Source organism: Streptomyces sp. NPDC002911 (assembly GCF_053591835.1).
On record NZ_JBSFUO010000034.1, the window covers coordinates 33,834 to 49,971 of the forward strand.

At 71.0% G+C, this 16,138-nt stretch carries 13 protein-coding genes; 6 read left to right on the plus strand and 7 right to left on the minus strand.

Features of this window, described 5'->3' with window-relative positions:
* Positions 1 to 40 precede the first annotated feature (40 nt).
* From ACWD04_RS30165 to ACWD04_RS30180, 4 genes are all read right to left on the minus strand, one after another.
* Positions 41 to 2,455 (minus strand): endonuclease/exonuclease/phosphatase family protein, encoded by a 2,415-nt coding sequence (locus ACWD04_RS30165; protein WP_451136918.1) that lies wholly within the window; start codon positions 2,453 to 2,455, stop codon positions 41 to 43.
* Positions 2,456 to 2,594: 139 nt separating this feature from the next.
* Positions 2,595 to 3,776, minus strand: coding sequence for a DUF1266 domain-containing protein (locus ACWD04_RS30170; RefSeq protein ID WP_451136919.1), 1,182 nt, complete (start codon positions 3,774 to 3,776; stop codon positions 2,595 to 2,597).
* A complete protein-coding gene (locus ACWD04_RS30175) occupies positions 3,773 to 4,921 on the minus strand; it encodes a DUF1266 domain-containing protein (RefSeq protein ID WP_451136930.1) in 1,149 nt (382 codons plus the stop codon). Before ACWD04_RS30175 ends, ACWD04_RS30170 begins: the two co-directional genes overlap by 4 nt.
* 120 nt (positions 4,922 to 5,041) lie before the next feature.
* Positions 5,042 to 5,452 carry a VOC family protein gene (locus ACWD04_RS30180; RefSeq protein WP_451136920.1) on the minus strand — a complete coding sequence of 137 codons (411 nt, stop codon included), beginning with the start codon at positions 5,450 to 5,452 and terminating at the stop codon, positions 5,042 to 5,044.
* 121 nt (positions 5,453 to 5,573) lie between these two features.
* On the opposite strand from ACWD04_RS30180, the gene ACWD04_RS30185 reads away from it, so the two are divergent.
* Entirely contained in the window at positions 5,574 to 7,079 is a 1,506-nt protein-coding gene (locus ACWD04_RS30185) for an MFS transporter (protein ID WP_451136921.1), read from the plus strand.
* Entirely contained in the window at positions 7,076 to 8,101 is a 1,026-nt protein-coding gene (locus ACWD04_RS30190) for a glutathione S-transferase family protein (RefSeq protein ID WP_451136922.1), read from the plus strand. Before ACWD04_RS30185 ends, ACWD04_RS30190 begins: the two co-directional genes overlap by 4 nt.
* A 5-nt stretch (positions 8,102 to 8,106) precedes the next feature.
* Here the strand turns inward: ACWD04_RS30190 and ACWD04_RS30195 are convergent, their stop codons facing one another.
* Positions 8,107 to 8,973, minus strand: coding sequence for a DMT family transporter (locus ACWD04_RS30195; RefSeq protein WP_451136923.1), 867 nt, complete (start codon positions 8,971 to 8,973; stop codon positions 8,107 to 8,109).
* Between the two features lie 103 nt (positions 8,974 to 9,076).
* Between ACWD04_RS30195 and ACWD04_RS30200 the strand changes: the two genes are divergently transcribed.
* Positions 9,077 to 10,195: a winged helix DNA-binding domain-containing protein gene (locus tag ACWD04_RS30200; protein WP_451136924.1), complete on the plus strand. Its 1,119-nt coding sequence runs from the start codon at positions 9,077 to 9,079 to the stop codon at positions 10,193 to 10,195.
* A 329-nt stretch (positions 10,196 to 10,524) separates the two neighbouring features.
* Positions 10,525 to 12,066: an AMP-binding protein gene (locus ACWD04_RS30205; RefSeq protein WP_451136925.1), complete on the plus strand. Its 1,542-nt coding sequence runs from the start codon at positions 10,525 to 10,527 to the stop codon at positions 12,064 to 12,066.
* A 239-nt stretch (positions 12,067 to 12,305) separates the two neighbouring features.
* Here the strand turns inward: ACWD04_RS30205 and ACWD04_RS30210 are convergent, their stop codons facing one another.
* Together ACWD04_RS30210 and ACWD04_RS30215 are read right to left on the minus strand one after the other, a co-directional pair.
* On the minus strand, positions 12,306 to 12,527 hold the full coding sequence (locus tag ACWD04_RS30210; protein ID WP_451136926.1) for a hypothetical protein: 222 nt from the start codon (positions 12,525 to 12,527) through the stop codon (positions 12,306 to 12,308).
* A gap of 71 nt (positions 12,528 to 12,598) precedes the next feature.
* On the minus strand, positions 12,599 to 13,345 hold the full coding sequence (locus ACWD04_RS30215) for a hypothetical protein (RefSeq protein ID WP_451136927.1): 747 nt from the start codon (positions 13,343 to 13,345) through the stop codon (positions 12,599 to 12,601).
* 258 nt (positions 13,346 to 13,603) lie between these two features.
* Here ACWD04_RS30215 and gcl point away from each other — a divergent pair, with 258 nt between their 5' ends.
* Together gcl and ACWD04_RS30225 are read left to right on the plus strand one after the other, a co-directional pair.
* Positions 13,604 to 15,388 (plus strand): glyoxylate carboligase, encoded by a 1,785-nt coding sequence (gene gcl / locus ACWD04_RS30220; RefSeq protein WP_451136928.1) that lies wholly within the window; start codon positions 13,604 to 13,606, stop codon positions 15,386 to 15,388.
* A 224-nt stretch (positions 15,389 to 15,612) separates the two neighbouring features.
* Positions 15,613 to 16,056, plus strand: coding sequence for a DUF6083 domain-containing protein (locus tag ACWD04_RS30225; protein WP_451136929.1), 444 nt, complete (start codon positions 15,613 to 15,615; stop codon positions 16,054 to 16,056).
* Positions 16,057 to 16,138 lie beyond the last annotated feature (82 nt).

A 16,138-nucleotide genomic window follows, 5' to 3' on the forward strand; every position in this document is an offset into this window, starting at 1 on the left:
GCCCGGGTGGCGGCCCGGCCGGTGCCGCCACCCGGGTGTGTCAGTGGCGAGGGCCCTTGCCCTTCACGTCGATCCGCACGATCTGCGGGTCGTGGTCGCTCGCCTGGTCGGCGAACTCCGCGTTGATGTGCACGACGTCGTAGTCGAAGCGGCGGACGGCGGGGCTGGTCAGGATGTGGTCCAGCGTCTGAGAGTTGCCGTCGTAGACATAGCTGTACTGCTCGTCCGCGGGCAGCGTGGTGATCAGCGGCTTGAGTACCCTGCCGCTGATCAGCGCCTGCATCGTGGGGGAGAAGGCGAAGTCGTTCAGGTCACCGAGCGTGACGACCTGGGCCGACTTGTCCGCCTTCAGCAGCGAGGTGACGAAGGTGTTGACCTCCGTCGCCTGCCGCACGCGCTGCGTCTCCGAGCTGCGCACCGGCTCCTGGTAGCGGCCGTGCAGGGACTGGTCGCCGCCCTTGGAAGCGAAGTGGTTGGCGATGACGAAGACGCTCGCGCCACGGAAGCGGAACTCGCCCACCAGCGGCTTGCGGCTGCTGTCCCAGGCCGTGCTCCCGGGGTTGATCCGGCCGGGTGAGACGGAGAGAGCGGCACCCTTCTTCGTCTTCACCGCCTTCACGGCGGTGGTCGCACCGCCGCCCGGGCGGTCCACGAAATCGACCCGGCCGGGGTTGAAGAGGAAGACGTTACGGATGTTGCCGCCGGGCTCGCCGCCGTCGCGGCCGTCCTCAGGAGCCACATAGCGCCAGGCGTATCTGGGGCCGCCCGCAGCGACGACGGCGTCCGTGAAGCGCTTCAGCGTCGCCTCGGAACCCACGGTGCCGTCGTTCACCGCGCCGTTGTCGTCCTGGATCTCCTCCAGGGAAACGATGTCCGGGGACGAGAGGCTGACCGCCACGCCCTGGGCGAGCGTGTCGAACTTCGTCTGCCCGTCGGCCGCGTCGAGGTTCTCCACGTTGTACGTGGCGACGGCGAGCTCCTTGCGCTTCTGCTTCCGTGTCACCTCGCGCTCGAGGCCGTTGTCCTTCAACGTGCCCAGCTCGGTGGCCTGCACGTTGTAGCCGCCGTACGAGGCGTAGTCGACGACCCCGGTGGTGGAGCCGGACAGCACGTCGCCCACGTCCGCGACCGGGACGGGCTGCGCGGCGTCGAGCGACATCACCTTGAGGCGGCCGGTGTTCCGGTCCTCGTAGGAGGCGTACAGCGTGCCGCCGCGCCGGGTCGGGTTCTCGCCCGGCTTCACCGTCACCCAGACCTCGTCGTAGGCGGTCGTCGCGCCCGTCACCCGGGTGTCGGCCATCGTGACGCGGACGCCCTCGAGGGACTCGTACAGATCCAGGGCGTACGCCTCCGGAGCGAGCGCGAGGGCCTCGATCGAACCGCCGCCGGCCGTCGGCACATAGGCGTCCGGCACCGAGGAGGCATCCAGGACGACCGCCTCCGGCAGGGCGTTGCCGGAGGACAGCACCGTGGTCAGCGGGGTGGTGATCTGGGTGAGCGACTGGGCGCCGGTGGCCGGGTAGTACTCGGCGACCTTGCCGCTGACCAGCACCGAGTCGCCGACGTCGACGGCGGGCGCCGCGGAGCCGGTGTAGACGAACACGCCCTCGCTCGTACGGGGGTCGTCGTCCGGCGCGGTGTCCTGAATCCAGAAACCGCGTGACCCCGTGGCCCGTACGCCGGTGACGACGCCCGGGACTCCGATGACCGGCTGTCCCGTGAGCGGGGAGAGGCGGGTCGTGCCCTGGATGTCGTGCACCCGCACCGTGCCGGGCTCGGTCGGTCCGCCGGGCTCGCCCGGTCCGGAGCCGCCGGTGGTCTCGCCCGCCGCGTTGACGGGCGTCGGGGTGCCCGCAGTCAGGTCGGCGGCGTTGTCGTCGGTGTCCGTCAGAGACGTGCCGCGTGCGACGGAGGAGGCGGCGGAGGCGCCCGTCACCGGGCCGCTGCCCTCGCGCACGACCGCGGAGCCGTAACCCACGAGGTCGACGATCCGGGTGTCGGCGGCGCAGTCCGCAGCGGTCCTGCAGGTCAGCGGGGTGGTGCCGGAGACGAGGGCGACGGTGCCGCTCGCCGCGGACATCGGAGTCGTGCCGGTCGCGTCGGCGGCCGGCAGGTCCACCGTGCCGCCGGTGCCCGTGGCCTGCGCGACGAGGTAGCGGCCACCCGGCGCGACGGTGCCGGACAGTGCGGATACCTGCCACAGCGATCCGGCGGAGGGGCTGCCCGGCAGGTACTGGACGCTGAGGCCGGACAGACCGAAGGAGCTCCGGCCAACGTTGGCCAGCTCGATGTAGTCACGGGTGAGCGTCGCGCCGGAGTTGCCCCCGCCGCCGTACACCTCGGAGATGACGGCCGACGACGACGGTGCCGCGAAGGCGGCGGGCAGCGCGGTCACCGACAGGGTCACGGCGACGGCGGTGGCCAGCAGGGCGGAGCCGGGTCTGGCTATGTGCACGGGAACTGCCCCCAAATGTGTAGTGAGGGGCCAAAAACTATGCGCGTAGAACGGCCGTGGCAAGAGACCGGAGGTTAATTCCGGGCGTCATCACCGCGCTCATGCCGGACAGTTCGGCACCGGAAGCGGTCCGGCAGGGTCAGCGCCAGGGAAGGTTCCGCCACGGGCTGCCTTCGCTCTCCGTCAGCAGACGGTGCGCCGTGACATTGCTCTGGTAGTAGTCGCCGTAGTCCTCGCCGTCGAATCGCAGCACACGGCCGAGCGCGTACCCCGCGGAGAAGTCCTCCCAGGAGCGGTAGGCCGACTTGCTCAGCGCACCGGCGTACACGACGGCCTGCTCCGCCTCGTGCGGGACGCAGTAACGGGCGGAGAGCCCCCATCTGGCCAGGTTCACGGCGCGCCCGTAGTCGTAGGCGACAGTCGTGGTGACCCGGCCGTCCGGCGCCAGCAGCCCGTCGGCGCGGAACCGGGCCTCGTACCTGACGATGCGTCGTACCAGCTCCTCGATGTCCTTGACCGTGTCGTGGCCCGCCCCGATGTCCTGGGCGTGCCCGGCTGCCGTCTCGCGCCACAGATCCGCGGAGGGCTGCTCACCGAGCCCGGCCGCGAGCTGTTCACGCACCCGGAGCACGAAGTCGGGCTCGGGCGGACTGTTGTGCGCGTCGAGGAGGGCGTCCAACTGCTGGCGCCAGCCGCTCGGTTCGGTGATGCCCCAGGAGTCGCGCAGCAGCTCCCGCTCGCAGGCGTACTCGTGGTAGGCGGTGCCCACCTCGTTCCACGGCACGCCGTTGCCGACCGCCAGATGGGCCCCGCACGCCAGCCCGTAGGCCAGCGGGCCACGGAGCGCCCCGTGCCGCAACGCGATCAGCCGGTCGTTCCTGGCGCGGTCGTTCTCCGCGTGGTAGCGCAGCCACAGCGCGCGGTGCGGGGGCGTGGCCGCGAAGAGGATCTGGGCCGGGGTGCCCGTGTTGACGGACAGCAGTTGATAGGGATCCGGCCAGTCGAACTCCGCCACCCACTTGAGGGAGACGGCGTGGAACACCCACTCCGGGTGCCACGGCGGCAGCATCCCCCGGGTGAGCACCCCTCGGCAGCTCCGGCCGGCCTCGTCCCGGTGCGAGCGCCACGTGACCCTGTCGGGAGCCGCGTCCACCTCCGCCTTCGGCGCGATGATGTAGAGCTCCTCGCCGGCCAGTACCCGGAGTTGGGCCTCCGCGTCGCCCCGTGCTCCCGCCTCGTACAGCAGGTGTTCCGTCACGGACGGTGACACCCAGGGGGCGCCGTGGGCAGGGTGGCCGAGGTGGGAGGGCAGTGGATTCATGACCAGGCGATGTTCCGGTAGGGGCTGTTGGGGTCCTGCATCAGGATGCGGTGCTGTGCGAGCGACTGCTCGTACTTCACCCCGGACGGATCGTCCGCGTCGAAGTGCATCACGCGGGCGAGCGAGTAGCCGAGGGAGAACTCCGTCCAGGAGCCGTACGCCTGCTTGGCCAGGGCGCCGATCCGCAGAACGGCCTGTTGGGCCTCGTGCGGATCGCAGAGGCGGGCGCCCAGCGCGAGCCGTACGAAGTTGACCGCCCGCCCGTGGTCGAAGGCGGCCAGGGTGTCGACCCGTTCGCCGGCGCCGAGGATGCCGTCCGCACGGAACCGGTCCTCATACGTGACGGCCAGCCGCAGCGCCTCATGGGCCTCGGCCGCCTCCGTCGGGGTGGACTGGCGGCACGTCAGCGCGTCGGTGAGCGCGGCGGACCACTCCGGGGCGGTGGGAGTGCGGCCCAGCCGTCCGGCGAGGGTGTGACGGACTCGGAGCACCGACTCGAACGTACGGCCGACGAGCCGGGTGGCCAGCAGTGCTTCGAGTGTCTCCTGGTAGGCGGCGCGGTTCAACACGCGCCAGGGGTTGCGGAGCCGGGCGCGATCCGTTCCGTACCCCTCGTAGGCGGCGCCCAGGTCGTTCCAGACGAGGCCGTTGTGCACGGCGAGATGGGCGCCGAGGCCCAGACCGTGTGCGGTCGGCCCGTGCAGCGGCCCGGCCCGGTGGGTCAGCAGCCGGCCGCCCTGCGGCCCGCCGGAACGCGCTTGGGCCTTCAGCCACGCCCGGCGACGCCCCGGCCCGGCCTCGAGGGTGACGGCGTACGGCGTGCCCGGATTGACCGTCAGCCACCGCACTCCGTCCGGCCGGCGGCGCGCGAGCTCCTCGAGTCCGGTCGCCTCGAACACCCAGTCGGGATGCCAGGGCGGGAGCATGCCGGAGGTCAGCACCGCGATACATGTCCGGCCCGGCGTCGCGGGATCCGGCTGCGTGGGGAGCGGGGGAGTGAAGCCGGGGGTGTCCGCGTGCAGCCGGGCGACGAGCACGAAGAGCCTGCTCCCGGCCAGGACGTCCAGCAACGCGTCCCGGTCGCCGGACGCCGCCGCCCCGTGCAGCAGCCGTTCCGTCTCCGTCGGGGGAGCCGCCTCCGGCATCACTGCCTCCGGCGCCCCTGCCCCCGGCGTTCCCGCCCCCGTGGTTCCTGTCCCCGTCGTCACAATCGGATCCTACGGAATGCCTCCGGCAGCCGGGGCAGTGGCCCGGCAGACCCGGCTCTACGAGGCGGGCCCGGCGGACGACGGCCGGGCGGGGTGCACGGCCAGGGAGAAGGAGTGCCCGGCCGGGTCCGCGTAGACGCGGACGTCGCGAGGGCCGCTGTTGTCCTTGGCCTCCACCGGCCGGGCGCCGAGCCCGACCGCCTCGCGCTCGGCCTCGTCCATGGCACCCCGGTCCACCAGGATGCGCAGATGGGCCTGTTGGGAGTCCTCGGGGCGGGGCCAGCTGGGCGGCGCGTAGCCGTGATCGCGGCGGATCGCCAGACACACACCGCTCCGGCCGACGATCTCGACGAAGTCGGGATCGTTCCCGACGCGCGTCTCGGCATCCAGCAGAGCCGCGTAGAACTCGGCGAGCTCCACGTGCTCGGCACAGTCCAGGACCAGAACACTCGTTTTCGCGACAGTCATGCTTCCACGAGTACCCGCGAAGTGGCCGGGCAGGCTCGATGACGGCCGACAGGGGCCCGCCGGCCGGCCGCACGGCGCGCCCGGGGCGTCGATCGGGGAACCGCGTCCTAGGGTGCTGATCATGGCAGCGAGCGCGGGGAACCGGGACACGGCCTCTTCCGGTACCGGCCCTCCCGACCCCCGTCGCTGGCGTGCCCTCTCCGTCTGTCTGGTGGCGGGCTTCATGACGCTGTTGGACGTCTCCATCGTCAATGTGGCGCTGCCGTCCATCAAGGAGGGCCTCGACACCCCGGAGTCCGACCTCCAGTGGGTGCTGTCCGGCTACGCGCTCGCCTTCGGTCTCGTCCTCATCCCCGGCGGACGCCTCGGCGACGCACGGGGGCGGCGCGCGGTGTTCATGGCTGGGCTGGCCCTCTTCACCGTGGCCTCCGCCGCCTGCGGGGCCGCCCAGTCCAGCCTCTGGCTCGTCATCGCCCGGCTCCTCCAGGGCGCGGCGGGCGGACTGCTCTCGCCCCAGATCTCCGCCCTGATCCAGCAGATGTTCTCCGGACGCGAGCGGGGCCGCGCCTTCGGCATGTTCGGCACCGTGGTCGGTATCTCCACCGCGGTCGGGCCGCTCCTGGGCGGGCTCCTGATCCAGGTGGCCGGAGCGGAGGAGGGCTGGCGCTGGGTGTTCTACGTCAACCTGCCGATCGGGGTCGTCTGCCTCCTGCTGGCCCGGCGGCTGCTCCCCGACACCCCGTCGGCCACCCGGGTACGCCCACGCGACCTGGACCCGGTAGGTGTCCTGCTGCTCGGGGCGGGGGTTGTCGCCCTGCTGTTGCCCTTCGTCCAGGCCCAGCAGTGGCCGGGCAACCAGAAGTGGCTGCTCGTAGCGGTGGCCGCGGTCCTGCTCACGGCGTTCGTCGCCTGGGAGTCCCGCTGCGCGCGACGCAACGTCCAGCCGGTGCTGAACCTGGCGCTCTTCCGGCTCAGGTCCTTCTGGCTGGGCTGTCTGATGATCCTGCTGTACTTCGCCGGCTTTACCTCGATCTTCTTCATCAGCACGCTCTACCTGCAGTCCGGGCTGCACTACAGCCCCCTGGAGGCCGGCCTCGCGATCACGCCGTTCGCTCTGGGCGCCGGGGCGTCGGCGAGCATCGGCGGCAGGCTGGTCGGCCGCTTCGGGCGGCCCCTCATCGTCGCAGGACTCACCATGGTGGCCGTCGGGCTCGGGCTCACCGCCCTGGCCGCGCACCTGGTGCCGGGCAGGGGCGCCGGGCTCGCGATGGCCGCCCCGCTGCTGCTGGCCGGCCTGGGCAGCGGACTGGTCATCGCCCCCAACCAGACCCTCACCCTCTCCGAGGTGCCCGTCGACAACGCGGGCAGCGCCGGCGGCACCCTCCAGACCAGCCAGCGCGTCGGCTCGTCCATCGGGATCGCCGCGGTGGGCTCGCTCTTCTTCGCCCAACTGGGCGACGGCGACTGGGCGGCGGCCTACGACCACGGGCTCCTCGTCTCGGTCGTGTTCGTGCTCCTGAGCCTGATCGTGGCTCTGGCGGATGTCGCGACGGGCAGGCGGGGAAGGAGACGCTCCGAGACGTCCGACGCCACCGATGCCACCGATGCCCCGAGGAGAACAGCATGAGCGAGACCGAGGACCAGGGCGGGAACACCTCGTACGGCCACAAACCCTTCAAGCGCTCCCGCAGCCACTTCGCCGACCGCATCACCGCCGACGGCCGGGACGGCTGGCCCGTCCAGGCCGGGCGCTACCGACTGGTCGTCAGCCGGGCCTGCCCCTGGGCGAGCCGGGCCCTGGTCTCACGCCGGCTCCTCGGGCTGGAGAGTGCCCTCTCCCTGGCCGTCGCCGACTCGATCCAGGACGACCGCAGCTGGCGCTTCACCCTCGACGAGGGCGGCAAGGACCCGGTGCTCGGCATCGGCTACCTGAGCGAGGCCTACGACGCACGGGAACGCGGCTACCCGGGCGGGGTCAGCGTGCCCGCGATCGTCGACGTGTCCACCCGGGCCCTCGTCACCAACGACTACCAGCAGATCACTCTGGACCTGGCCACCCAATGGACCGGCCTGCACCGCTCCGGCGCCCCCGACCTGTACCCGGAGCGGCTGCGCGACGAGATCGACACGGTGATGGACGGTATCTACAGGGACGTCAACAACGGCGTCTACCGCGCGGGTTTCGCCACCGGACAGGGCGAGTACGAGGCGGCGTACGTCGATGTGTTCCGCCGCCTGGACCTGGTCTCCGAACGTCTCGCCGGGCAGCGCTACCTGGTCGGGGACACGATCACCGAGGCGGACATCCGGCTGTTCACCACCCTGGTGCGCTTCGACGCCGTCTACCACGGACACTTCAAGTGCAACCGCTCCAAGCTCGCCGAGGACCCCGTCCTGTGGGCATACGTCCGCGACCTGTACCAGACCCCGGGTTTCGGCGACACCGTCGACTTCGACCACATCAAGCGGCACTACTACCAGGTGCACACCGGCATCAATCCGACCGGCGTCGTGCCGCTCGGCCCCGACCTTTCGGGCTGGCTGACTCCGCACCACCGGGAGCAGCTGGGTGGCCGCCCGTACGGCGACGGCACCCCGCCCGGGCCGGTGCCGCCCGGCGAGGAGGTCCCGGCGCGGGGGCGTCCCTGACCGGTTCACTTCACGCGCGGTGGCACCGGTTTCGCGGTCGCCGGCGAGGAACGGGCGAGGACGACACAGCCGGCGGCGATCAGAGCCACCCCGGCCAGCTGGGGCAGCAGCCACCAGCCGGTCCGCAGTTCCTCGCCGTACAGGGTCACCCCGTAGCTGATGCTGATCAGCGCGTCGCCGAGCGTCAGCATCGGCTGCACCGCCACCAGCGAGCCGGCCTGGAGCGCGTTCTGAAGGAGGAAGAACGCGCCCGAGCCCGCCACCGCGGTGGCGTACAACTGCCACGCCGTCAGCAGGCCGACCACGCCGCCGCTGTCCAGCCGCGACATGGCGTCCTTCATCAGCGCGGCGGTCAGCGCGTAACCGCACGCCGCGGTCAGCCCCAGCAGCGCGGCCCGGGCGTTGCCGGAGGTGCCGAGCGCCGCGGCGATCAGCGCGGCCTCGAAGACCCCGGTCACCACCAGCGCCGGGATCCAGGCCGCCCCCAGCACGTCGTCACTGCCGCCGACCGGCGAGGCGGCGGCCATACCGAGGGCCAGACCGAGCGTCACGGCGGCCACTGCGGACCAGACCTGGCGCGGCACTCCGACCCGCATGACGAACCCCGCGACGACCAGGGTCGCGGGCAGCTCGATCACGAAGATCGGCTGGACGACGGCGACAGGACCCGTGGCCAACGCCACCGCCTGGAAGACGGCGGCGAGGATCACGAGAGCGATCCCGGCGAGCCACACCTTCTGCCGCAGCAGATGCCCCAGCAGTGACAGACGCATCGCCTCGCTGTCGGGCGCCTGGAGGGCGGCGCGGCGCTGCAGCACCGAGGCGGTGCCGTTGCTGAGCGCGGTCAGAACGGCGAACAGAACACTGATCACCGCCCCATCATGAGGGCCGAAGCCGTCCTGGCAGCGGTGTCGCGGGCCGTGCGGGTGTCGCTCGCTCCGGGCCGTGTCACAGGGCACGCGTAATCTGCGGAGCATGGCCTCCGGATACGCTCCCGTACTCTCCACCCGCGCACTGAACAGGGCAACGATGGAGCGCCAGTTGCTGCTCCGCCGCGCCGCCGTGCCGGTCAGGGACGCGGTCAGCCGACTGGTCGGCCTGCAGGCCCAGAACACCAGGCCGCCGTACTTCCAGCTGTTCTCCCGGCTGGAAGGCTTCGATCCGGCCGACTTCTCGGCGCTGATGGAGTCCCGCGACGTGGTCAGGATCGTCACCCTGCGTTCCACCATCCACGCCCACACCGCCGAGGACGCCCTCACCCTGCGCCCACTGGTCCAGCCGGCCCGTGACCGGGAGCTGCACATGTTCCGCAGCGGGCTGAAGGGCGTGGACCTCGACCGGCTCGCCACCCTCGCCAGGGATCTCGTCGAGGAACGACCCCGCACCATGAAGGAATTGCGGGAGGACCTGCTCCTCCACTGGCCGGACGCCGACCCCCGGGCACTCGCGGTCGCCGCCCGCTGCCGGCTGCCGCTGGTCCAGGTCACCCCGCGCGGCCTGTGGGGGCGCAGCGGGCAGGTCTCCCTGACGACCGCCGAGCACTGGCTGGACAGCCCGCCGCGGCCCGCGGCCTCGGCCGACGCGACCGTGCTGCGCTACCTCGGAGCCTTCGGGCCGGCCTCGGTGAAAGACATGCAGATGTGGGCCGGGCTCACCCGGATGCGCGAGGTCTTCGAACGCCTACGGCACCGGCTCGTCACCTTCCGCGACGAGAACGGCGTCGAGCTCTTCGACCTGCCCGACGCTCCGCGTCCTGACCCCGAGACCCCGGCCCCGCCGCGCTTCCTCCCCGAGTTCGACAACGTCCTGCTGGGCCACGCCGACCGTACCCGGGTGATCCCGCCCGCGTACAAGGGGCGCAACGGCGTCGGCAACCAGACCTACGGGACCGTGCTGGCCGACGGTTTCCTGGCCGCGCTCTGGCGCCTCGACGAGCGCGCGGACACTGCGGTCATCACCGTGCAGGCCCTGGGTGAGCTCAACCCGGCCACACGCGAGGAGATCGTCCGGGAGGCCATGGACATGCAGACGGTGATGTCTTCGGCGTCCGCCTGCGACGTCCGGTTCGGCACGTTCATCGACTTCGAGGACTGAGGAGACCGAGAGGGGACTGAGGGGGCCGTGGGGAATTGAGGGCCTGAGAGGCATGAGGCGCCTGATGTGGAGCGAAGAGGCGTAGTCAGCGACCGCGCACGGCCGTGGCAGGGCGATATCGCCCTGCCGCCGGGCCCGCGCAGGGCCGGGTTCGCGCACCGCTCATCCGGGCGATCACGGCGCGATGACTCCTTGCCCGGTCACCTGATACCCCTGCCCCGGTGTGGTGAGATATGGGCCAGTGCTCAGATGATGTTGAAGGAAGGGGCCGGAACGAGTACGGCACATACAGCTGACCGCCTGAAAATCCTACTTCAGGAGAGTGCACCATGCGGACGCCCATGACGATCTCCGACTTCCTCGACCGCGCGGAGCTGGGCTTCGCGTCGAGTCCCGGCGTGATCGACGAACCGAACCAACCGGCCCCACCCGTAGCCACCTCCACGTACGGGCGACTCGGCGACCGCGTGCGCGCCTGGCAAGCCGGTTTCGACGCACTGGGTATCGGTGTGGGCGAGCGGGTGGCCGTCGTCAGCCACAACTCCGCGCGGCTCCTGGAGCTGTTGTTCGCGGTCCCCATGAGCGGACGGATCTGTGTCCCCATCAACTTCCGCCTCAAGCCGGAAGAGATCGACTACATGGTGCACCAGAGCGGCGCCTCGGTCCTCCTCGTCGACCCGGAACTCAAGGACGCGCTGTCCGGCGTCAAGGCCCGTCACCGCTTCGTTCTGGGCGAGCAGACCGACACCGAGCTGATGCGGTACGGCGTCGCCCCCCGCCCCTGGGCGAACCCCGACGAGGACGCCACCGCGACGATCAACTACACCTCGGGAACCACCGCCCGCCCCAAGGGTGTACAGCTCACCCACCGCAACATATGGGTCAACGGCCTCACTCTGGGCCTCCATACCCGCGCCTGGGAACGCGACGTCTACATGCACACCCTCCCCATGTTCCACTGCAACGGCTGGGGCATGCCCTTCGTCATGGCCGGACTGGGCGTCAGGCAGATCGTTCTGCGCAAGGTCGACGGCGCCGAGATCCTGCGCCGCGTCGACGAACACGGCGTCACCCTGATGTGCGGCGCCCCCGCCGTCTGGAACGCAGTCCTCGATGCCGCCGCCACCTGGGACGGCCCCGTCCCCGGCCGCGACCGCGTCCGCGTGGTCTGTGCCGGCGCCCCGCCTCCCTCACGCACGATCCAGCGGATGGACGAGGAACTGGGCTGGGAGTTCACCCAGATCTACGGCCTGACCGAGACCTCCCCCCTCCTCACCTTCAACCGCGCCCAGCCCGCCGACGCGGCCCTCCCCGCCGAGGACCGCGCCCGGAAGCTTTCCCGCGCCGGAATCCCCGCCCTCGGCGTACGGGTGAAGGTGGCCGACTCCGGCGAAGTCCTGGCCCGCTCCAACGTCGTACTCGACGCCTACTGGGAGAAGCCGGACGAGACCGCCGAGGCCCTGGCCGACGGATGGTTCCACACCGGCGACGGCGGTGTCCTCGACGCCTCGGACGGCCATCTCACCATCTCCGACCGCAAGAAGGACGTCATCATCACCGGCGGTGAGAACGTCTCCTCGATCGAGGTCGAGGACACGATCTTCAGCCACCCGGCGGTTGCCGAGGTCGCCGTCATCGGCGTCCCGCACCAGAAGTGGGGCGAAACCATCAAGGCCCTGGTCGTCCTCGCCGAAGGTGCGACGGCCGGGGAGGCGGACATCATCGCCCACTGCAAGCAACGCATGGCGGGTTACAAAGCGCCCACGTCGGTCGAGTTCCGCGACACCATCCCGCGCACCGCCACGGGCAAGATCCAGAAGTTCAAACTGCGTGAGCCCTACTGGGACGGCCTGGCCGGAGAGGTCAACTGAGGGGCCGCGGCAACTGCGGGCCGCCAACGGGCGCCGGCGGGGCTTGAGACCGGGCGTAACTGTGGAGAACAGGTCGCCCGGAGGTGCTCCCCTGCCTGGCGGTACACACCGGACGTGTCGCGCCCACCCATGCGGGCCTGGGAGTCGTGCAGCCACGCATCGATCCGTTGGTAAGATGCCCTCGACTCGCATCCTGCGCGGACCAGGGCCGGGGCGGAACGACTGGGCAGCTCCAGGGGTCAGGCGGCCTCGATGATGCCGGAGCCTATGCCCTGGGTCGCCGCCGCCCACTCGATGAGCAGTACCTCGTACTCCGCGGCCTCCACCGGGGTCCAGTCCTGGCCGGCCCGCGCGTCGACGAGTGCGCGAATCGCCTCGTTGGCCTCGACAGCGGACGGGTGGGCAGGCTGGGCCAGGAATGCGGGGGCGGAGTGAGCGGGGGGCCGAGGAGTTAAGACCATGCCTTCACTCTACGTCCTCATACTGACAACAGCTCGAACATATGCGGCTGGCAGGGCACAGGTGACCGAAATCATTCGGGGGGAGCGGACGGTCCGGGGCCGACGCTGATCAGTTCGTCCGCAGGGCCGTTCACCGGCTGCGGCGTTCCGGTGAGGTCCAGGACGAACAACGGGATGGCGAGGCCGTCCGCGCGTGAGCGGGCCTCGTCCGTGTAGCCGGCCAGGGAGAACAATACGCTGGACACCGAGGTGTTCAGGGCGTTCAGCCACAGGCATTCGACGTCACGCAGGGCGGTCGGCCGTGTCGTCGCGTCGACCTGGGCGATGACTCCGGCGGCCCTGAGGTCGATCCGGGAGCTGGGGCGCACCTCGGGCTGGACGACATCGCTGAAGCCCAGCCACTTCAGGTACAGCGCCGCGGTGTTCACCGCGTCGCGGGCCGTGCGTATCACCAGTGGCCGGAACAGCGGCCGCGGATGTGTGGCCGTGCGTGGCGGCGGTATGTGGAACGGGCCGGGCGAACCTGCCGCGGTGGGCGGCGGCGCGGCGCCGCGCGTGGCCACCGGGCGCACGGGTATCCGCAGCACCGCGCCGCAGGGGCAGCAGAGTTCGGGGTGCGGCCACTGGTCGCGGCGCCCGCAGGAATGGCACCGCACGCTCACCCAGTCGTCGTTCCAGGTGCGGTGCGTGATGAGTGCGGCCGGTGCGCCGCGCATCAGCGGCGGCGCTGTGGGGGAGCCGCACGGGCAGGGGTATACCGGCGTGATGTACGCGTGATCCCGGCGGCAGGCCGGGCAGCGCACCGGTACGGGCTCCACGTGCTACCCCTTCCTTCCGCCCCGGCGGCGGCGACTGCGTTCCGTACCTCCATCGTCCACCAGGAGCGACGCTCAGGGGACGGAATCACGCACTTCGGCCCGACGGTCTCCGCCGACTTCCTCCGTCCTCCCTTGACGATTGTCATGGGCCGCCCTACGTTAATTCCGTATAGCAGAACAAACTTTCCGTAATGCGGTATTGGTGCTCCCAGGTGGCGCGACGGAGCCCGACTCCACCAGGTCCGAGCAGGAGTATTCATGCCTCGTATGACCGCTGCCCGAGCGGCAGTTGAGATCCTCAAGCGCGAAGGTGTCAGCAACGCGTTCGGTGTGCCGGGTGCGGCGATCAACCCGTTCTACGCGGCCCTCAAGGCCTCCGGCGGGGTCCAGCACACCCTCGCCCGCCATGTCGAGGGCGCCTCCCACATGGCGGAGGGCTTCACCCGCGCCGCGGCCGGGAACATCGGCGTCTGCATCGGTACGTCGGGGCCCGCAGGCACCGACATGATCACCGGCCTCTACTCGGCCATCGCCGACTCGATCCCGATCCTCTGCATCACCGGCCAGGCGCCGACCGCCGTTCTCCACAAGGAGGACTTCCAGGCCGTCGACATCGCGTCGATCGCCGCGCCGGTGACCAAAGCCGCGACCACCGTCCTGGAGGCCGCGCAGGTCCCGGGCGTCTTCCAGCAGGCCTTCCACCTGATGCGCACCGGCCGGCCGGGACCGGTCCTCATCGATCTGCCGATCGATGTGCAGCTCACCGAGATCGAGTTCGACGCCGAGCTGTACGAGCCGCTGCCCGTCCACAAGCCCGCCGCGAGCCGCAGGCAGATCGAGCGGGCCGTCGCGATGCTCAACGCCTCCGAGCGGCCGCTGCTCGTCGCGGGCGGCGGCGTCATCAACGCCGACGCGTCGGAACTCCTGGTGGAGTTCGCCGAGCTGACCGGTGTCCCGGTCGTCCCCACCCTGATGGGCTGGGGCATCGTCCCCGACGACCACGAGCTGAACGCGGGCATGGTCGGCCTGCAGACCTCGCACCGCTACGGCAACGCGAACTTCCTGGAGTCCGACTTCGTCCTCGGCATCGGCAACCGCTGGGCCAACCGCCACACCGGCAAGCTGGACGTCTACACCGAGGGCCGCACCTTCGTCCACGTCGACATCGAGCCCACCCAGCTGGGCAGGATCTTCGCCCCCGACCTGGGGATCGCCTCCGACGCGAAGGCGGCACTCGAGCTCTTCGTCGAGGTGGCGCGGGAACTCAAGGCCGCGGGCACACTGAAGGACCGCTCGGTCTGGGCCGCGTCCACGCAGGAACGCCGGGCCACGCTGCAGCGCCGTACGCACTTCGACAACGTGCCGCTGAAGCCGCAGCGCGTCTACGAGGAGATGAACCGGGCGTTCGGTCCCGAGACCCGGTACGTCACCACCATCGGCCTTTCCCAGATCGCGGGCGCGCAGATGCTGCATGTCCACCGGCCGCGCCACTGGATCAACTGCGGCCAGGCCGGACCGCTGGGCTGGACCATCCCCGCAGCGCTGGGTGTCGCCACGGCCGACCCCGACGGCTCCGTGGTCGCCCTCTCCGGCGACTACGACTTCCAGTTCATGCTGGAGGAGCTCGCCGTCGGCGCGCAGCACCGCATCCCGTACGTCCACGTGCTGGTGAACAACTCCTACCTGGGGCTCATCCGGCAGGCGCAGCGCAACTTCGACATCGACTTCCAGGTCAACCTGGAGTTCGAGAACCTCAACTCACCGGAGCTGGGCGTCTATGGCGTGGACCACGTCAAGGTCGTGGAGGGCCTGGGCTGCAAGGCGATCCGGGTCACCGAGCCGGACCAGCTGTTGCCGGCCTTCGAGGAGGCGAAGAAGCTCGCGGCCGAGCACCGGGTTCCCGTCGTCGTCGAGGCGATCCTGGAGCGGGTCACGAACATCGCGATGAGCGGGTCCGACATCGCGTCGGTCAACGAGTTCGAGGACGTGGCGACGGAGCCGGGCCACGCGCCGACATCGATCCGCGCGCTGACGGTGTCCTGAAACCGTCCGCACAGCGTGTGAGAGGACCTCGGCGGCCCGGTGGGCCCGCTGAGGTCCTCGTGGTGCGCCGGCCACCTGCTCACTTCTCGGTCCGTACCGTCGGGGTGCCGGTGCTCCGGTGCACCTCCTGTGGCGCGCCCCTCCCCGGCGAAGGGGCCCCGTCCCGCCCGGCGCGGCCGGATCGCGCCCTACTCCCCTCCGCGGCCGGGCCGGATCATCGACTCATGGGGGACATCGACCATGCTTCGTCCCGTCCGGACCGGCCCGCCGACGACTCCGACCACGTCACCTTCCTCGCACTTCTGGAAGGCGCCACAGCGCCACGGCCACCCGCGCCGCCCGACTGCCCGTTCTGCGACCTCCCACAGGACCGGTACGCCACTTCCTACAGCGGGCACTGGATCCTCCTCGAACCGCGCATCCTCCTTGCTGCCCACACCGTCCCCCCACGGCGCCGGTGGGTGATCACATCGACCGGGACCGCCATGAACCTGTGGGACGCGGAACCGCTCCCCGGGACCAGGTGCCGCATCCCGCACCGCATCGCCTGCCCCGCCCTTCAGGCGGAGGACCACTGGCCGTGGATCTCCGCGCTGCGGCAGCACAACGACCTACGGGCGCAACGCCTGTTCGAGTTGCCCGACGAGGGTCTTCCGGACGCGGGATGAGCGCAGCACCCGGGCCACGGGACAGGGAACGGCGCAGGGGTGGGGGGGGGGCGGCCCCCCGGCGCGGCCCCCCCCCCCCCCC